General features: G+C 42.5%; 10 protein-coding genes and 1 other RNA gene. 6 read left to right on the plus strand and 5 right to left on the minus strand.

The window, feature by feature from the left end; genetic code table 11:
* Positions 1-5: 5 nt before the first annotated feature.
* The 4 genes from W7W_RS0104790 to W7W_RS0104800 form a co-directional block, all read right to left on the minus strand.
* Positions 6-1,205 carry a site-specific integrase gene (locus W7W_RS0104790; protein WP_010662699.1) on the minus strand — a complete coding sequence of 400 codons (1,200 nt, stop codon included), beginning with the start codon at positions 1,203-1,205 and terminating at the stop codon, positions 6-8.
* A gap of 172 nt (positions 1,206-1,377) precedes the next feature.
* Positions 1,378-1,778: a transfer-messenger RNA gene (ssrA, locus tag W7W_RS23100) on the minus strand.
* A gap of 68 nt (positions 1,779-1,846) precedes the next feature.
* Positions 1,847-2,494, minus strand: a complete 648-nt coding sequence (gene rpe, locus W7W_RS0104795; protein ID WP_010662700.1) for a ribulose-phosphate 3-epimerase — start codon at positions 2,492-2,494, stop codon at positions 1,847-1,849.
* Positions 2,495-2,666: 172 nt separating this feature from the next.
* The gene (locus tag W7W_RS0104800) at positions 2,667-3,536 is read right to left on the minus strand and encodes a sigma-70 family RNA polymerase sigma factor (RefSeq protein WP_010662701.1); all 870 of its coding nucleotides are present in this window, start codon (positions 3,534-3,536) and stop codon (positions 2,667-2,669) included.
* Between the two features lie 511 nt (positions 3,537-4,047).
* On the opposite strand from W7W_RS0104800, the gene rho reads away from it, so the two are divergent.
* Positions 4,048-5,844 (plus strand): transcription termination factor Rho, encoded by a 1,797-nt coding sequence (gene rho / locus W7W_RS0104805; RefSeq protein WP_010662702.1) that lies wholly within the window; start codon positions 4,048-4,050, stop codon positions 5,842-5,844.
* 143 nt (positions 5,845-5,987) lie between these two features.
* Here rho and W7W_RS0104810 read toward each other — a convergent pair whose 3' ends face one another.
* Positions 5,988-6,950, minus strand: a complete 963-nt coding sequence (locus W7W_RS0104810; RefSeq protein ID WP_010662703.1) for a hypothetical protein — start codon at positions 6,948-6,950, stop codon at positions 5,988-5,990.
* 653 nt (positions 6,951-7,603) lie between these two features.
* On the opposite strand from W7W_RS0104810, the gene W7W_RS0104820 reads away from it, so the two are divergent.
* From W7W_RS0104820 to ruvX, 5 genes are all read left to right on the plus strand, one after another.
* Positions 7,604-8,785: an AAA family ATPase gene (locus W7W_RS0104820; protein ID WP_010662704.1), complete on the plus strand. Its 1,182-nt coding sequence runs from the start codon at positions 7,604-7,606 to the stop codon at positions 8,783-8,785.
* A 117-nt stretch (positions 8,786-8,902) separates the two neighbouring features.
* Positions 8,903-12,436, plus strand: coding sequence for a pyruvate:ferredoxin (flavodoxin) oxidoreductase (gene nifJ, locus W7W_RS0104825; protein ID WP_010662705.1), 3,534 nt, complete (start codon positions 8,903-8,905; stop codon positions 12,434-12,436).
* A 215-nt stretch (positions 12,437-12,651) separates the two neighbouring features.
* The gene (locus W7W_RS0104830) at positions 12,652-13,662 is read left to right on the plus strand and encodes a dihydroorotate dehydrogenase-like protein (RefSeq protein WP_010662706.1); all 1,011 of its coding nucleotides are present in this window, start codon (positions 12,652-12,654) and stop codon (positions 13,660-13,662) included.
* 272 nt (positions 13,663-13,934) lie between these two features.
* Positions 13,935-16,646 carry a pyruvate, phosphate dikinase gene (gene ppdK / locus W7W_RS0104835; RefSeq protein ID WP_010662707.1) on the plus strand — a complete coding sequence of 904 codons (2,712 nt, stop codon included), beginning with the start codon at positions 13,935-13,937 and terminating at the stop codon, positions 16,644-16,646.
* Between the two features lie 86 nt (positions 16,647-16,732).
* A complete protein-coding gene (ruvX, locus tag W7W_RS0104840; protein WP_010662708.1) occupies positions 16,733-17,161 on the plus strand; it encodes a Holliday junction resolvase RuvX in 429 nt (142 codons plus the stop codon).
* Positions 17,162-17,408 lie beyond the last annotated feature (247 nt).

The following is a 17,408-nucleotide window of genomic DNA, read 5'->3' on the forward strand; positions in this document are numbered from 1 at the left end:
ATTTTTTAGAAGGTGAATTTCTGCATTTCTTTTTCCAATGTGCTGGTTTGCATTTTTGCGTAAATCTGGGTAGTCCTGATATTACGATGTCCCAGAATTTTCTGGACTACTTCGAGCGGCATTCCTCTATTAAGAGCTATAGTTGCAAAAGTATGACGGGCTACATGGTGAGTCATCTTTTTATTTATGCCAGCCATGGTAGCAACCATCTTTAGATATATATTTAATTTTTGGTTTGAATAGCGCGGAAGAATGGAGCCTTCTACTTTTCTTGCCGGATCTTCTTCATACTTGTCAATTATTTCCTGGGTAGGAGGGATTACTGGCACATAAACATTCTCTTTGGTTTTGCCCATTTGAATTGAGATCAGTCTTTTCCCATCTTCTGTATTAATGATGTCATCAAGTTTTAGATTTAAGGCATCCGAAAACCTTAAACTGGTGTAACAGGAAAAGAGAAAGACATCCCGGACTCGCTCAAGTGAAATGTTATTGGAGAAATCCAGTGACTTTATGTTGTTGACCTCTTCAATGGTTAGAAAAGCCCGGTTGGTAGGAGTGTTTTTGAGTGAAAACAATCGATAGGGGTTATTATGAATGAAGCCTTCTCTTACGGCTTTGTGAAGAAGTGTCCGTAAACGCGAGTGATGCTTGTTTACAGTGTTTCTTTTTACATGTCTTCCCAATTTATCAGTATAATCGGAAAGCATCCAATCGTCAAACCTTTTCAGGAAATCATAGTCGATTGAATGTATGGTAACATCAGATCTTTTAAATCTGTCTTTTATGAATTGCGCATAGATGTTTCTGGAACTTTTGTAGTGGTTAAGAGTGTTCTCTGCATGTTCCTTTTTGTGAGTTATTTCTTTAATGTGCTCATCAGTATATTCCAGAAGAGAGCGTTTTTCTTTTCGGTCTCCTTTTAGTATTTCAACAATTATTCTTGAGGAAATTGGTTTTTCATCGTCCAAAAGTTTTCTTCTGATACGATTTATTTGTGCTTCCAATTCTGAAAGTTCATCATTGATGACCTGGTTTCTTTTGGCACGTCCTCTGGCTTCGTCCCATTTGTCCTCTTCAATGTAATAGTTGGTGGCAAATTCACTTTTTTTGCGTTGGTGAATCAGTCGTCCATAGATTTTAAACTGTTCACCTTTCCCCTTATTCTTGTTCAGGTAGAATTTAATAGAAAATGAGCTAGACATTTGAAAATGAATTAGTAAAGGGTGTTTCTCCTTTTGTTTGTGAAACTTTTCACTGGTGAAACCCTGGTGAAGCAAATATAGAAAAAAAATGAAATGGAAGGAATTCTATAAAACAGCAAAACCCTTTGTTGTGAAGGGTTCTGAAAGTTTTTGAAATGTTAAAAAAGTGATTTCGTGGAGCTGCGGGGAATCGAACCCCGGTCCAGACAAGGAAGCCATAAGCTTTCTACATGCTTAGTCGCTTCTTGATTGTCGGGTCAGGCGAGGGTAGCGACACCCGAACAAGACCTTATCTCCTTAATTTCGCCTAAGGCACGGAGCGGGCCAAAGACTAGTTTCGGTTTACCTGCACCTTCTGATCGGATAGCCCCGAAACGACGGCATCCGGAAGATGTCTCGTCCCGGTCCCTAGGACCGGGATTAAGCATAACCTACTGTTATTCGGTTACGCAGCAAGAGCGTAATTGTTTTCGCCAGTTAAAAAGTTTGAGTCCTGGGATTTACGAGCCAGCTACACAACGCTCGGCATGCTTACTTACCACTTTACCTCACTGTCAATTCCATGTCAGCCCCTTTGGTATTGGTAGTAAATTCAGAACTGCAAAGATAATGCCTTTTTATCGTTTCCCAAGAGAAATACATTACTTCTTCAATTCAGAAATCGTCTGCACCGGGTTATCCGATTTAAAAATAAAACTCCCCGATACCAAAACGTCAGCTCCGGCCTTGTATAGTTGTGCCGAATTGTCAGTAGATATTCCGCCATCCACTTCAATCAGCGCTTTGCTGTTTTTCTTGTCGATGAGGTTTCTTAGTTGTTCTACGCGCTTGTAGGTATTTTCGATGTATTTTTGACCACCGAATCCCGGGTTGACAGACATAATCAATACCAAATCAACCATTTCAATGATGTCTTCAAGTAATGATATCGGTGTGTGGGGATTGAGGGTCACACCCGCCTTCATGCCGGCGTTGTGAATTTCCTGAACGGTGCGGTGCAAATGGGGGCTTGCCTCATAGTGCACGTTGAGGAGATCTGCACCCACATCCCGGAATGCGGTGATGTATTTTTCAGGTTGAACAATCATCAGGTGGACATCCAATGGTTTTTTTGCATGTTTTTTTACAGCTTCCACCACAGGAATGCCAAATGAAATATTGGGAACAAATACCCCATCCATGATATCAAGGTGAAACCAGTCTGCTTCACTCTGATTGACAATTTCAATGTCTTTGGAAAGATTGGAGAAATCTGCCGCAAGCAGCGATGGCGCAACCATTTTTTTCATTATCCAGCTTGTTTGATGTGTTTGTAAAAAGTAAAAGACGTACAAAGGTACGCCCTCAAAATCCTGCAAAGGCCCGTCATTGCGAATGTAGTGAAGCAATCTCAATTTATTAAGCGGACACCAATATTTTTAAAACGACTCCCAACTCAAAACCCCCAACTCTCAACTCCTGTCAGTCATCATTAATGAAATTCTTCAAAATGCGGCTTCTGTAGGTGTGTTTCAGGCGTTTGATGGCTTTTTCTTTGATTTGACGTACCCTTTCTCTGGTGAGATTAAAAAGCTTTCCAATTTCTTCGAGTGAGTATGGAGGTTCACCATTAAGGCCGTAATACAACTTGATGATGTCAGCCTCTCGGGATGATAAAGTCGATAGCGACCTTTCAATCTCTTTTTTCAGAGAATTATCCAGCAACTCTGCATCCGGACTCACTGAGTCGGAGGCCAGTAATACATCGTAAAGTGTATTTTCTTCATCGGGTTTGAGCGGAGCATCCATGGAAATGTGACGGTTTGAGACTTTGAGCGCTTCTTTCACGTCCTTAGGAGCCATTTCCAGTATATCCCCAATCTCTTCCGGGGTGGGTTCCCGCTGAAATTCCTGTTCCAATCGGGAAAAGGTATTGTTTACCTTGTTGACACTTCCGATTTTGTTGAGTGGCAGTCGTACGATACGTGCCTGTTCTGCCAGCGCCTGAAGAATGGACTGACGAATCCACCAAACCGCATAGGAGATGAATTTGAATCCGCGGGTTTCATCAAATCTCTGGGCGGCCTTGATTAATCCGAGATTACCTTCATTGATGAGATCCGGAAGGCTCAGTCCCTGATTTTGATATTGCTTGGCAACGGAGACGACAAAGCGTAAATTGGCATTGATCAGTTCTCCAAGTGCTTTTTCGTCTCCCTGTCGTATTTTTTTTGCCAGGGCGACTTCTTCTTCGGCGGTTATCAATTGAACTTTCCCTATCTCATGAAGGTACTTGTCAAGTGAAGGGGATTCCCGGTTGGTAACTTGTTTGGTTATTTTCAGTTGTCTCATAAAACCTGGTTCACTGTTTAGGGATTGTAATATTAACAAAAATCTTTATTGGGTGTTTAGTTACATGCCATTTTTTGATTAATTAATTCTAGAAACGTTAAACCTGGATTATTGACTTCGTCGAACTTCGTTTCATAAATTATCTTTTACGATGTTTAACTACCCGCTAAATTCAGGCGTCCTCAATAAAAGTGACTTGAAAATAGTTTACTATTTCTTTTATCAATTTTATCTGCAGTTGCCTGAATGTATTGGCATTTCAACATCTCACAACGAAAACTTACGAATAAACCAGGTAAAAACAGAATATTTGCACATTATAAATTAATAATGTATGTTTGCAAAATAATAAGCCGTCCCGGGCAACCATTCGTTCGTTGTTCCCGGTATTTACTTTAAGAAAATTAATCCACTCTTTATCTTTGTGTTACAGTTTTAAATTTATCTGATAGACAAAGTTCGAATAATTTAAAAATCCAAATTACTTATTAAAAGTTATAAGTGTATATATATGCTTGATATTCTCGAATTAAACAACAAGAAACTTGTTGAGTTACGTCAAATAGCCAAAGATCTTGGTATTAGACGTGTAGAATCGTTTAAAAAACAGGATTTGATCTACAGAATCCTGGATGAGCAGGCTATTCAGGAGTCTGAAAGAAAAAAGAAACCTGAGAATTCTAAGAAAAATGAAGAGGCTGCTAAGAATGAAAAACGTCCCAGACGCGGGCGTCCCCCTAAAAAAGTAGCTGAAGGTCGCAACGCCGATCAAAATCAGCCTGAAGTAAAAAGGGAGGAACCCAAAAAAGAGGAACCCAAAAGGGAAGATGTTAAAAGGGAAGATGTCAAAAAGGCTCCTCAGCAACACCGGAATGAAAAATCTGAAGAATCCAATGAAAAGCAAAAGCCGGTTGCTCAGAAAGAGAAGGCTCAACATGCCGGATCTGTTGATAAGAAAAGTGAAGTAAATAAAGGTGCTGAGCATGAAAAGGGCGATCAGGGCAGACAGAATACTGCCCCTTTGCAGAGTCAGTCACCCAAAAATGACCATTCGCGAGCCGATCAGCAACAGCCTCGTAAGCAGCAGGGTAAGTGGCAGCAGCGCGAGAAACAGCCACATCCGCATCAGCGTAAGCATCAGGATAAGCAAAATCAACAGGAGAACTTTAACGATAAGGCTTTTGAGTTTGAAGGCATTGTGTCTGCTGCAGGTGTGCTGGAAATCATGCCTGATGGATACGGATTTCTGAGATCCTCTGATTACAACTATTTTAACTCCCCTGATGATATTTATGTTTCTCAGTCGCAAATTAAGCTTTTTGGACTGAAAACTGGTGATACCGTGGAAGGAAGTATTCGTCCCCCCAAGGAGGGTGAAAAATATTTCCCCCTGATAAAGGTTGAATCAATTAACGGACGTACGCCTGATTTTGTGCGTGATCGTGTCCCGTTTGATCACCTGGTGCCTGTGTTTCCTGATCAGAAATTCAATCTTTCCGAAGGTCCTTTCAGTAATATATCCACAAGAATTGTGGATATGTTCGCCCCGATTGGTAAGGGACAGCGCGGTTTGATTGTGGCTCAGCCAAAAACAGGTAAGACAGTCCTTCTGAAAGATGTGGCCAATGCCATTGCTTCCAATCATCCTGAGGTTTACATGATGATTCTGCTTATCGATGAGCGGCCGGAGGAGGTTACCGATATGGCACGAAGTGTGAAGGCTGAAGTGATCTCTTCTACTTTTGATGAGCCTGCTGATCGTCATGTGAAAGTTGCTAATATTGTGCTTGAAAAAGCCAAACGCCTCGTGGAATGTGGACACGATGTGGTAATTCTTTTGGATTCCATTACCCGACTGGCGCGTGCTTATAATACTGTGTCCCCTGCATCCGGAAAGGTGCTTTCCGGTGGTGTGGATGCCAATGCTTTGCATCGTCCCAAGCGTTTCTTCGGTGCAGCCCGTAACATTGAAGGTGGAGGTTCATTAACCATTCTGGCGACGGCCCTTACCGATACGGGTTCCAAAATGGATGATGTGATCTTCGAAGAGTTTAAAGGTACTGGTAACATGGAGCTTCAGCTTGATCGCAGACTTTCCAATAAACGTATCTATCCTTCTGTGGATATCAATGCTTCCAGCACCCGTCGTGAAGAGTTGCTGATGGATAAGGAATCTATGAATCGTATCTGGATATTACGTAACTATCTGGCGGATATGAATCCGGTGGAAGCAATGGAGTTCCTGAAAGACAGAATTCGGAAAACTAGATCTAATGAAGAGTTTTTGGTTTCTATGAATGATGGATAGAAATTAGTGAGTAGTTTGTAGATAATAGTCAGTAGTAAATTACTCTTTTTTTTGGGGAGTTTCCTGATTGTTTATAAGTTGATATTATCAAATGAAAAAAGGTCGCTGATGAGCGGCCTTTTTTATTTAAGTGATTTTACTCACTACAATCTGAAAATCCTCTTCCGGAAACGCTCTACCTCCTCCGAGATGGAATCCTCTTGTGCCATATTGATGATCGGAGTGGTTTGGGTAACCTGATAGGTCGTTTCATTGCCTTCCATGTCATAAGTATTTTGGGGTTTCCCTATTTTTTCGGTTTTTATTTCGATGGAAGTCAACTGTTGTTTTAATGGTTGCAAGGCAGTCAAAATCTCCTTTACTTCATTATTGTGTTCAAATTTCTTCAACCATTCCTCCAGAATTGTCAGGCATATTTGCTGATCTCCCAGTCGAATCATCAGTGTCTCATCGTTCTGAGATCTGGCATAGTGATTAAGCAGATGCATTCCTTCAATCCAGGCTCCCAAAACCATGAAGAGTCCTGTTTCAATTCGTTGTGGAGTAAGTAATTCCCGCTCCATGTTATTGATTTGCATGGTACTCATCATTAACAGAGAATCCACCTCTTCAGCAGAAACAGAGGCTGTTGCTATGTCTTTTAAGGACTCAAAATCGAAGAACTGAGAAATGTAGAGTGCGTTAGACAGCTCCCTGATTTGATTTAAAGGACGAAGGGTTGCTGATTTTTGTTCAAAACTACTGATGTATATCAGGTCCGCTCCAATTGCTCCCAGTGCCAGGGCTTTTTCTTTGGGCGTGTGATATTTTGAGATGTCCGTATTCAAAAGAATCTTATTTGAAAACCGGTAATTTGAATATTTGATGGCGGCAGCAACTTCTGCAGGAGACGCAATATTAGAGGCCATTGTTTGAACTGTTTGCGACAGTTCTTCCTTTAATTGTTTATGATTATTAAAAAAAATGCTGTCAGAGGGACTCAAAGTCAACTCCTTTTCCTGATAATTTTGATTTTCGTGGAGGGTTAATGTTACAAAACCTAAGATTGAAATAATGAAAATGGAAGCCAGAATTAGGGTGTTTCTTTTGTTAGATAGATTTTTCATAGGTTAAAGTTTATGGGTTTATGAATGTTTTAGTCTCTATGTTGATTTCTTTTCAAATTATGCTCATGCAAAGTGGTGAAAGAAATCAGGTAAGCATAAAAAATCTCAGCTAATATTGACACTGAGGGGAGATTTTATAGGAATTTGAAGTGTTTTTCATTTTTTGGTTTGGTTAAACAATGATAATTCATTTGAAGGGAAATTCAAAGAAGCGGGGTAATTTTATATCGGTGGTTTTTATTCTAAGAGACTATTGTCTGGGGGAATATCTCATTTGAAAAGAGATTGCTTCGCCTTGCTCGCTATTATGCTTTTTGCAGACTTTATGGTGGTTGGAGGGGGTTGATTTTTGGCGAGGCCGAAAATCAACCCCCTCCAACCCTTCAACTCTTGTTGAGGCGCGTTCATTGCGAACGTAGTGAAGCAATCTTAAATTTTTAACCGGACACCACTGATTCTAAAATAATCAAAAACCGTTAAAAACCACGCTTTTTTGTCCCAACCTCAGTGCCAGTCTGATGTCCCCTTAATTTGCCCTCCCCTTTATTATCTTTACTAAATATAAATAACAATCAGGCGTAAAAAATGTAATCTGCATATTGCAAAAACAAAAAACCATTGTTTAAATTTGCCAACAAATACTAATAGTTTTGATGCAGGCATTTATAAAAACACACCGTTATTTATTGGAGCATTTAAGTGTTCCGATACATCGACATTTACTTGATTACATTGACTGGGATCATCGTCTCATCGGTGTTCAGGGTGCAAGAGGTGTGGGAAAAACAACCTTTCTGCTGGATTATGCCAAAACCTATTATGGTAACTCCAGATCATGCCTGTATGTGAATTTGAACAATCTTTATTTTTCTGAAATAAGTGTTGTTGCTTTTGCAGATGAATTTCGTAAGACAGGTGGTAAAATTCTTCTCCTGGATCAGGTATATAAATATCCCAACTGGGCTGAGGAGCTGAGGTATTGTTATGATCACTTTGAGGATCTGAAGATTGTCTTCAGTGGTTCTCCCCTGATGCGTCTGGATGAAGAAAATGCAGAGTTGAATGGATGTGCCAAAGTTTATAATCTGGAAGGTTTTACTTTTCGGGAATACCTGAATCTTAAAACCGGTAATGATTTTCAACCGGTTTCTTTGGATCAGTTACTGACCAACCATAAGGTAATTGCAGAGGAAATAGTGGCAAAAGTGCGACCGCTGGCGTATTTCACCGATTATCTTCATCATGGTTATTATCCGTTTTTCCTGGAAAAACGGAATTATCTGGAAAACCTGTTGAAGACCATTAACCTGGTTCTTGAAATTGACATCAGTTATCTGCAACAAATTGAATTGAAATATCTTCCCAAACTACGTAAATTGCTTTATATGGCAGGGAAGTCTGCTCCTTTTCAGCCCAATATCAGCCGGTTGAGCAACGAGGTGGAGACCAGCAGAGCAACGGTGATGAATTATTTGAACTATTTGCGGCAGGGGAGACTGATTAGTTTATTGTATGAAGACACCTTCGACCCGTTGAAAAAACCTTCTTGTGTCTATATGCAGAATCCAAATCTTGTGTATTCGGTGGCAAGAACCAGCGAGGTGGAGATGGATGTTTTGCATAAAACCTTTTTTTACAATCAGCTGGGATATTTGAATAAAGTGAATTACAGTTCTGATGCCGATTTTTTGATTAACGGGGATAAGCCCTTTTATATTGGTGGCCGAAATATTGAGAAAATAAGTCAGGATAAGGAGGGCTATTTTGCCCGTGATATGGTGGAGGTAGGAAATGGCAATCAGATTCCGCTCTGGTTATTTGGCTTTTTGTTTTAAGAGCCTTAAATTAAAAGGTTCCAAACTAAACATTACCGGTTTTACGCAACAGATTAGAATAAATATTGGTGAGTACAAAAGATAAGTGATTTTTAAAACAATAAGGAGAACAGACAAATGGTTAAAAACAAGAAGTTCATTACCTGTGACGGGAACTACGCTGCTGCTCACGTAGCATATATGTTTAGTGAGGTGGCAGCTATCTATCCCATCACTCCGTCATCCAACATGGCTGAAAACGTGGATGAGTGGGCAGCCAACGGACGGAAAAACATCTTTGGAGAAACTGTAAAAGTGGAAGAGATGCAGTCTGAAGCTGGTGCTGCAGGTGCGGTGCATGGTTCACTACAGGCCGGAGCGCTTACTTCAACCTTTACAGCTTCACAGGGATTGTTGCTGATGATTCCTAACATGTACAAGATTTCCGGTGAATTATTGCCCGGGGTTTTCCATGTGAGTGCCCGTAGTTTGGCAGCTCAGGCATTGTCGATTTTTGGCGATCACAGTGATGTGATGTCAACTCGTCAGACAGGATTTGCCATGCTGGCCACCGGAAGCGTGCAGGAAGTTATGGATTTGGCAGGTATTGCTCACCTGGCATCCATCAAAAGCCGCATTCCGTTTATGCATTTTTTCGATGGTTTCCGTACTTCACACGAAATTCAAAAGATTGAAGCCATCGATCAGGATGAATTGGCTAAACTTCTGGACTGGGATGCTTTGCAGAAATTCCGTGACAATGCCCTGAATCCGGAACATCCTGTGACTCGTGGTACTGCCCAGAACCCGGATATCTATTTCCAGTCGCGTGAGGCTTCTAACTCTTTCTACGACGCTATTCCGGACATTGTAGCCGATTATATGGACAAAGTTTCCGAAATTACCGGTCGCAAGTACCGTCCTTTCGATTACTATGGTGCTGATGATGCGGAGCACATTGTGGTGGCTATGGGATCTATTACAGATACCATTAAAGAAACTGTTGATTACCTGAATGCCAATGGTGAAAAAGTTGGTTTGATTGCGGTACATCTGTATCGTCCTTTCTCAGCCAAATACTTCTTTGAGGCATTCCCAAAAACCACTAAGCGAATTGCAGTGCTGGATCGTACAAAAGAGCCAGGTGCCAATGGTAACCCACTTTACCTTGATATTCGCGATCTCTTCTACGGAAAAGAAAATGCCCCCATTGTCGTTGGCGGACGCTACGGATTGTCTTCTAAAGATACTACACCGGCTCAGATTGTTTCAGTTTATGAAAATCTGAAGATGAATGAGCCCAAGAATGATTTCACCGTGGGTATTGTGGATGATGTGACCTTCAAGTCACTGCCTTTGAAGGAAGAAATAAATCTTGCACCGAACGGAACTTTTGCCGGTAAATTCTATGGTCTGGGATCTGATGGTACCGTTGGTGCTAATAAAAACTCGATCAAGATCATTGGTGAAAATACCGATAAATTTGCCCAGGCATACTTTGCCTACGATTCTAAAAAATCCGGTGGTATTACCATTTCTCACCTACGCTTTGGTGATGAGCCTATTCGCTCACCTTACCTGGTGAATACTCCTGATTTTGTTGCTTGTCACGTACCTGCTTACCTTCGTCAGTACGATATGCTCAAAGGTCTGAAAAAGGGAGGTACCTTCCTTTTGAATAGTATCTGGGACGAAGAGGAGACCAAGAGTCGTATCCCGGCCGATATGAAAAAGTATATGGCCGAGAATGATATTAAATTCTATATCATAAACGCCACCAAGATTGCACAGGAAATAGGATTGGGTAACCGTACCAATACCATTATGCAGTCAGCTTTCTTTAAGATTGCTGAAGTGATTCCTTACGATCAGGCTGTTGAGCAGATGAAGAAGTTCATTGTGAAGTCTTTCGGTAAGAAGGGTGAAGACATCGTAAATATGAACTATAAGGCTGTTGAAAAGGGGGGGGACGTAACTCAGATTGAAGTGCCTGCAGATTGGGCCAATGTTACGGCTGAGCCTGCAGCAAGTCAGAAAGACGTTCCCGAGTTCATCAGCAAAATCGTATTCCCCATCAATGCTCAGAAGGGTGATGACCTTCCTGTGAGTGCCTTTAAAGGTCGTGAAGATGGTACTTTCCCCGCAGGTACTGCTGCCTACGAAAAGCGTGGTATTGCAGTGGAAGTTCCCGAATGGCAAATGGACAACTGTATTCAATGTAACCAGTGTGCATATGTGTGTCCTCACGCAGCCATTCGTCCATTCCTGTTGGATGAAGAAGAGTTGGCCAATGCTCCTGAAGGTACTGAGGCTAAAAAGGCTAATGGTAAAGGATTTGATGGATTGAAGTTCCGCATTCAGGTAAGTGTGCTTGACTGTACCGGTTGTGGTAATTGTGCCGATGTGTGTCCGTCTAAAGAAAAGTCGCTTATTATGAAGCCGCTTGAAACTCAGATGGAAGAGGTAGAGCGTTGGGATTATATGGCTGATAAAGTTACCATTAAGGATGACATCACTCCTAAAACCACCAACCTGAAGGCTTCTCAGTTTGCCAAGCCTCTATTCGAGTTCTCCGGAGCTTGTGCCGGATGTGGTGAAACGCCTTACATTAAGCTGATTACTCAGTTGTTTGGAGACCGCATGATGGTTGCCAATGCTACCGGATGTTCCTCTATTTATGGCGGATCAGCTCCATCTACACCTTACTGTACCAATTCTGAAGGCCAGGGGCCTGCATGGGCCAACTCACTGTTTGAGGACAATGCCGAGTATGGTATGGGTATGGCTGTTGGTGTGGATAAAATGCGCGATCGTATTGAACGCCTGATGAATGAGAATTTGTCGGCTGTTGCTGCCGATACCAAAGCTGCTTTTGAGGCCTGGATTGAAGCAAAAGAGGATGGCGAAAAGACTCGTGAAGTTTCCAATGCTGTGGTTAAAGCCCTGGAGGATGAGAAACATGCTGTTGCTAAAGAGATTCTTGCGCTCAAAGACTATCTGGTGAAGAAATCAGTTTGGGTATTTGGTGGTGACGGATGGGCTTATGACATCGGTTACGGCGGTTTGGATCATGTTATTGCTTCCGGTCGTGACATCAATATTCTGGTAATGGATACCGAGGTTTACTCAAACACCGGAGGTCAGGCTTCCAAGTCAACTCCTGTGGGTGCTGTGGCTAAATTTGCTGCTGCCGGTAAGGCAATCCGTAAAAAAGACCTTGGCCTGATGGCTACTACCTATGGCTACGTTTATGTTGCTCAGGTGTCTATGGGAGCCAACCAGAACCAGTATTTCAAAGCTTTGAAAGAGGCTGAGGCTTATCCGGGACCTTCCATCATTATCGCTTACTCTCCATGTATTAACCATGGTTTGAAGGCTGGTATGGGAGCTTCTCAGGCTGAAGGTAAAAAAGCTGTGGAGAGTGGCTACTGGCACTTGTACCGCTACAACCCGATGTTGGAAGCAGAAGGAAAGAATCCGTTCCAGCTCGATTCGAAAGAGCCCGATTGGAGTAAATTCCAGGACTTCCTCAAAGGAGAGGTGCGTTACACAGCTCTTATGAAGTCGTTCCCCGAGCAGGCAGAAGAGCTCTTCAAAGCTGCAGAGGGTAATGCCAAATGGCGATACAATACTTACAAGCGCTTTGCTGCTATGGCATACGACGCTGAATAAGTATCATCATTATAGTTTTTTTGAAAGGCAGCTCCGTTTTGGGGCTGCCTTTTTTGATTTGTTATCCGAAATTTATTAACTTGAAATCACTTAATTTTTGTCCCTGACGCCAATGTTTGATAATGAGTCTGAAAGGCTTTTTTCAACAAAAAAGAGATTAAGATTGTTAATTATTCAGGTTAAAGTTATAAACCACTAAAACATACCCTTAGAATATGGATCTATCTACACATTACATGGGGATTCCCCTTAAAAATCCGTTAATTGTTGGTGCCAGTAACCTGGTGACTGATAAGGAAATGGTAAAAAAACTGGAAGAAGCCGGAGCTTCTGCCATTGTTTATAAATCGCTTTTCGAAGAGCAAATAAATCTTGAGGCAGCCGAATTGGATGAAGACTTGCATGAATACGATGACCGGCATGCCGAAATGATTGATCTTTTTCCAAATGTTGAACACTCCGGGCCCAGAGCGCATCTGATGGCAGTAAAAGAACTGAAGGAATCGGTGTCAATACCGGTAATTGCAAGTCTTAACTGCATTTATGACACCACTTGGGAGGATTATGCAGAAATGCTCGCTTCAACAGGGGTTGATGGTCTGGAGCTTAACTTCTACAGTACCATTACCGATGCCAATAAAACACCACAGGAGGTTGAACAGACCAGAATTGAGATTCTTAAGAGGGTGAAAAAGAAAGTGCAGATTCCTGTGTCTGTTAAATTGAGCCCTTTTTACACAAATGCCCTTGAGTTTATCAACCGGCTTAGTGAAGATGGTGCTGATGCGTTTGTCCTGTTCAATAGGTTGTTTCAACCTGATATCAATATCTGGAATGAAGAGTTTGAAATGCCCTATAATCTGAGTCACAAAGGGGATAATCGCCTGTCTTTGAGATATGCCGGTTTGTTGCACGGACGACTTCAGGCCAGTATTGCGGCAAATACGGGCATCCTGGATGGAGAAGATTTGATTGCATCTCTGCTGGCAGGTGCTGATGTAGCTCATGTTGTGAGTACCATTTACCGTAACGGCTCAGAACAAATAGCGAAGATGCTCAATGAGCTGAGCGACTGGATGAAGGAGAAAGGATACAACTCAATCGATGAATTTAAAGGTAAAATGGCGCACAGCAGGATTACCGAACCTTTTGCTTACAAGAGAGGACAGTATGTGGATTTCTTAATGAAATCGAAGGAGTATTTTAAAAAATATCCCATGCGCTAAAAGCGCCGGGAAAATATTTGCAACCGGATTTGTCCATCAGGGACAGTCCGGTTTTTTTAGTGAATTTCAGAACACCCTTGCCGTTGCGGATATAATGAAGCAATCTATTTTCTTTAACTGAACACTTGTGATTTATTATTATAAGAATTTAACAAGTTGGGCATCTAAACTATCAAATTATTGAATTTTCGACAGAAATTTGATTAATTTTAAGGCCGTAAAAACAAAAAATTATTAAGCTTTAATCATAAAACATTACAAAAGAAGCGATTATGAGTGATAAGCGTGTTTACACATTTGGAAATGGAAAAGCCGAGGGAAGAACCGACATGAAGGAGCTCCTTGGTGGTAAAGGAGCCAACCTGGCTGAAATGAACCTTATTGGTGTACCCGTACCTCCGGGATTTACCATCACAACTGATGTTTGTACCGAGTACAATGAGTTGGGACATGATAAGGTGGTTTCTCTTCTGAAAGATGAAGTTGAAAAAGCCATTGCCCAGGTAGAAGAGCAAACCGGAACTAAGTTTGGCGACAAGGAGAATCCTTTGTTGGTTTCTGTACGTTCAGGTGCCCGTGCTTCTATGCCCGGTATGATGGATACCATCCTGAACCTTGGTCTGAACGACGAAGTGGTGGAAGGAATGGCTAAGAAATCAGGTAATGAAAGATTTGCCTGGGACTCTTACCGCCGTTTTATCCAGATGTATGGTGACGTAGTGATGGGCTTGAAGCCTGAATCTAAAGAGGATTCAGATCCTTTTGAGGAAATCATGGAAAAAGTGAAAGAAGAAAAAGGTATCGAGCTGGATACTGAATTCACTGTTGATGACCTGAAAAGCCTCGTTAAGAAATTTAAAGAAGCTGTTAAGAAACGGACAGGTAAAGATTTCCCGGTTGATGCGTATGAGCAACTTTGGGGTGCCGTAGCTGCTGTATTTGACAGTTGGACCAACAGCCGTGCGGTTTATTATCGTCGATTGAATGGTATTCCTGACGAATGGGGTACTGCTGTTAACGTACAGGCCATGGTATTTGGTAACATGGGTAACTCTTCTGCTACAGGTGTGGCATTTACCCGTGACGCTGCTACCGGTGAGAACATTTTCAACGGTGAGTATCTTATCAATGCGCAGGGAGAAGACGTGGTTGCCGGTATTCGTACCCCGCAGGAAATCACTCTGGAAGGAAGTAAGCGTTGGGCCAAACTTCAGGGCATTTCTGAGGAGGAGCGTGCAAGCAAATTTCCTTCTCTGGAGGAGACCATGCCAAACCTTTTCAAAGAGTTGTTTGAAGTTCAGAAAAAGCTTGAGAATCACTATAAGGATATGCAGGATCTTGAGTTTACCATTCAGGAAGGTAAACTTTGGTTGCTGCAAACACGTAATGGAAAACGTACCGGTGCAGCTATGGTGAAAATTGCCATGGATATGTACCGTGACAAATTCATTGATGAGAAAACTGCTTTGCTGCGTCTGGAACCAGGCAAACTCGATGAATTACTTCACCCTGTATTTGATTCAACCGCAATTCGTTCGGCGAAGGTTCTGGCTAAAGGTTTGCCTGCATCTCCCGGTGCTGCTACCGGACAAGTCGTTTTCTTTGCCGATGAAGCAACTAAGTTTGAACAAGCTATCCTGGTGCGTACCGAGACTTCTCCCGAAGATCTCGAAGGGATGAACGTTGCCCGCGGTATTCTTACTGCCCGTGGTGGTATGACTTCCCACGCTGCTGTGGTGGCCCGCGGAATGGGTAAATGTTGTGTGTCAGGAGCCGGAAACGTTAAGCTTGATTACCGTGCACGTACCATGACAATTGATGGTAAGGTATATCAGGAAGGTGACTGGATTTCATTGAACGGTTCTACCGGTGAAGTTTACGAAGGAAAAGTGGAGACTCGCAAACCTGACATGAGTGGAGATTTCGCTCTGATCATGGAGTTGTCGGACAAGTTCGCAAAGATGAGTGTTCGTACCAATGCAGATTCTCCCAACGATGCGAAAGTTGCCCGTGATTTTGGTGCCAAAGGTATCGGCCTTTGCCGGACTGAGCACATGTTTTTCGAAGGTGCGCGTATCAAAGCTATGCGTGAGATGATCCTTTCATCATCCGTGGAAGGACGTAAGAAGGCACTTGCTAAGTTGCTGCCTTATCAGCGCGAAGACTTTGAAGGAATCTTTGAGGCTATGGCCGGATACGGCGTAACTGTTCGTCTGCTTGATCCACCGTTGCATGAGTTTGTGCCTCATCAGCAGGCTACTCAGAAAGCTCTGGCCGAAGAAATGGGAGTGCCCATCGAGCAAATTCGCAACACGGTTGCCGACCTGGAAGAGTTTAACCCCATGTTGGGACACCGTGGTTGTCGTTTGGGAATCACTTACCCTGAAATTACTGAAATGCAGGCACGTGCCATTATTGAGGCGGCTCTTAATCTGAAGAAAAAAGGTGTGGATGCCCGTCCCGAGATTATGGTACCACTGATCGGAACCCTTAAAGAGTTCAAGATGCAGGCTGATATTATTCGTGCTACTGCAGAGACTGTGTTTAAGGAGCGTGGTGATAAAATCGACTATCTGGTAGGTACCATGATTGAGATTCCACGTGCTGCACTTACTGCTGATTTAATTGCAGCGGAAGCAGACTTCTTCTCATTCGGAACCAACGACCTTACGCAGATGACTTTTGGTTATTCTCGTGATGATGCCGGAAAATTCCTGCCCATTTATCTTGATAAAGGTGTGCTGAAGGATGATCCTTTCCAGGTGTTGGATCAGGAAGGTGTTGGCCAGTTGGTTGAACTGGGAACCAAACGCGGTCGTGATGCCAAGAGCGATCTGAAAGTAGGTATCTGTGGTGAGCACGGAGGTGAGCCTTCTTCAGTTGAGTTCTGTCACCGTACCGGAATGAACTATGTAAGTTGTTCGCCTTATCGGGTGCCCATTGCACGTCTGGCCGCTGCTCAGGCTGCTGCCCGCGAGCAATAACAACTTGTTTTACATTTTATTTAGAAAGCGGGAGCCGGTTGGTTCCCGCTTTTTTTGTTAATTTTGCACCTGAAAAATAAATAACAGTGGGAAGAATCCTTGCTTTTGATTACGGAAAAAAGAAAATCGGACTGGCAGTAACAGATCCGTTGCAGATTATTGCCAACGGACTGGATACCATTCCTTCGGCCAAAATTTACTCTTTTTTGGAAGAGTATCTGGCCAAAGAGGAGGTTGAGGCTTTTGTGGTCGGACATGCCACCAAAGACTCAGGTGAGGAGTCGGAATCCATGAAGCAAATCCGACCGTTTGTGCGCTCGTTGCAGAACAAATATCCGCACATCCCTGTTCATATGGTTGATGAGCGTTATACCAGTAAAATGGCCTTCCAGACCATGATAGATGCCGGACTCAGTAAAAAGAAACGGCAAAATAAAATGCTGGTGGATAAGATTAGTGCAACGATTATACTTCAGACTTTTATGGAGGAGCGGAATGGTGGAAGGTTTGGCTGAATGAGCCAGGGGCATGGAGCTGAGCGATGATAGGTGATGGGTCCTTTATACTGAAGCTGGATCTCCTGCATGACCAGGTATTTTTCAATTTATTGGTGGAGGTTATTGCTGTTTGATTTTCCCTTTTCCTGGAAGTACAGCCCCGGCGGGGCGACAGTTTGGTAGCAATGGCGTTGCAATGAATGGAAAAGCCCCGGTAGGGGTGACACCTTGATTAAAAAATTTAAGAAATACGAATATTAACGGT

It is taken from the genome of Marinilabilia salmonicolor JCM 21150 (genome assembly GCF_000259075.1).
GTDB lineage: Bacteria > Bacteroidota > Bacteroidia > Bacteroidales > Marinilabiliaceae > Marinilabilia > Marinilabilia salmonicolor.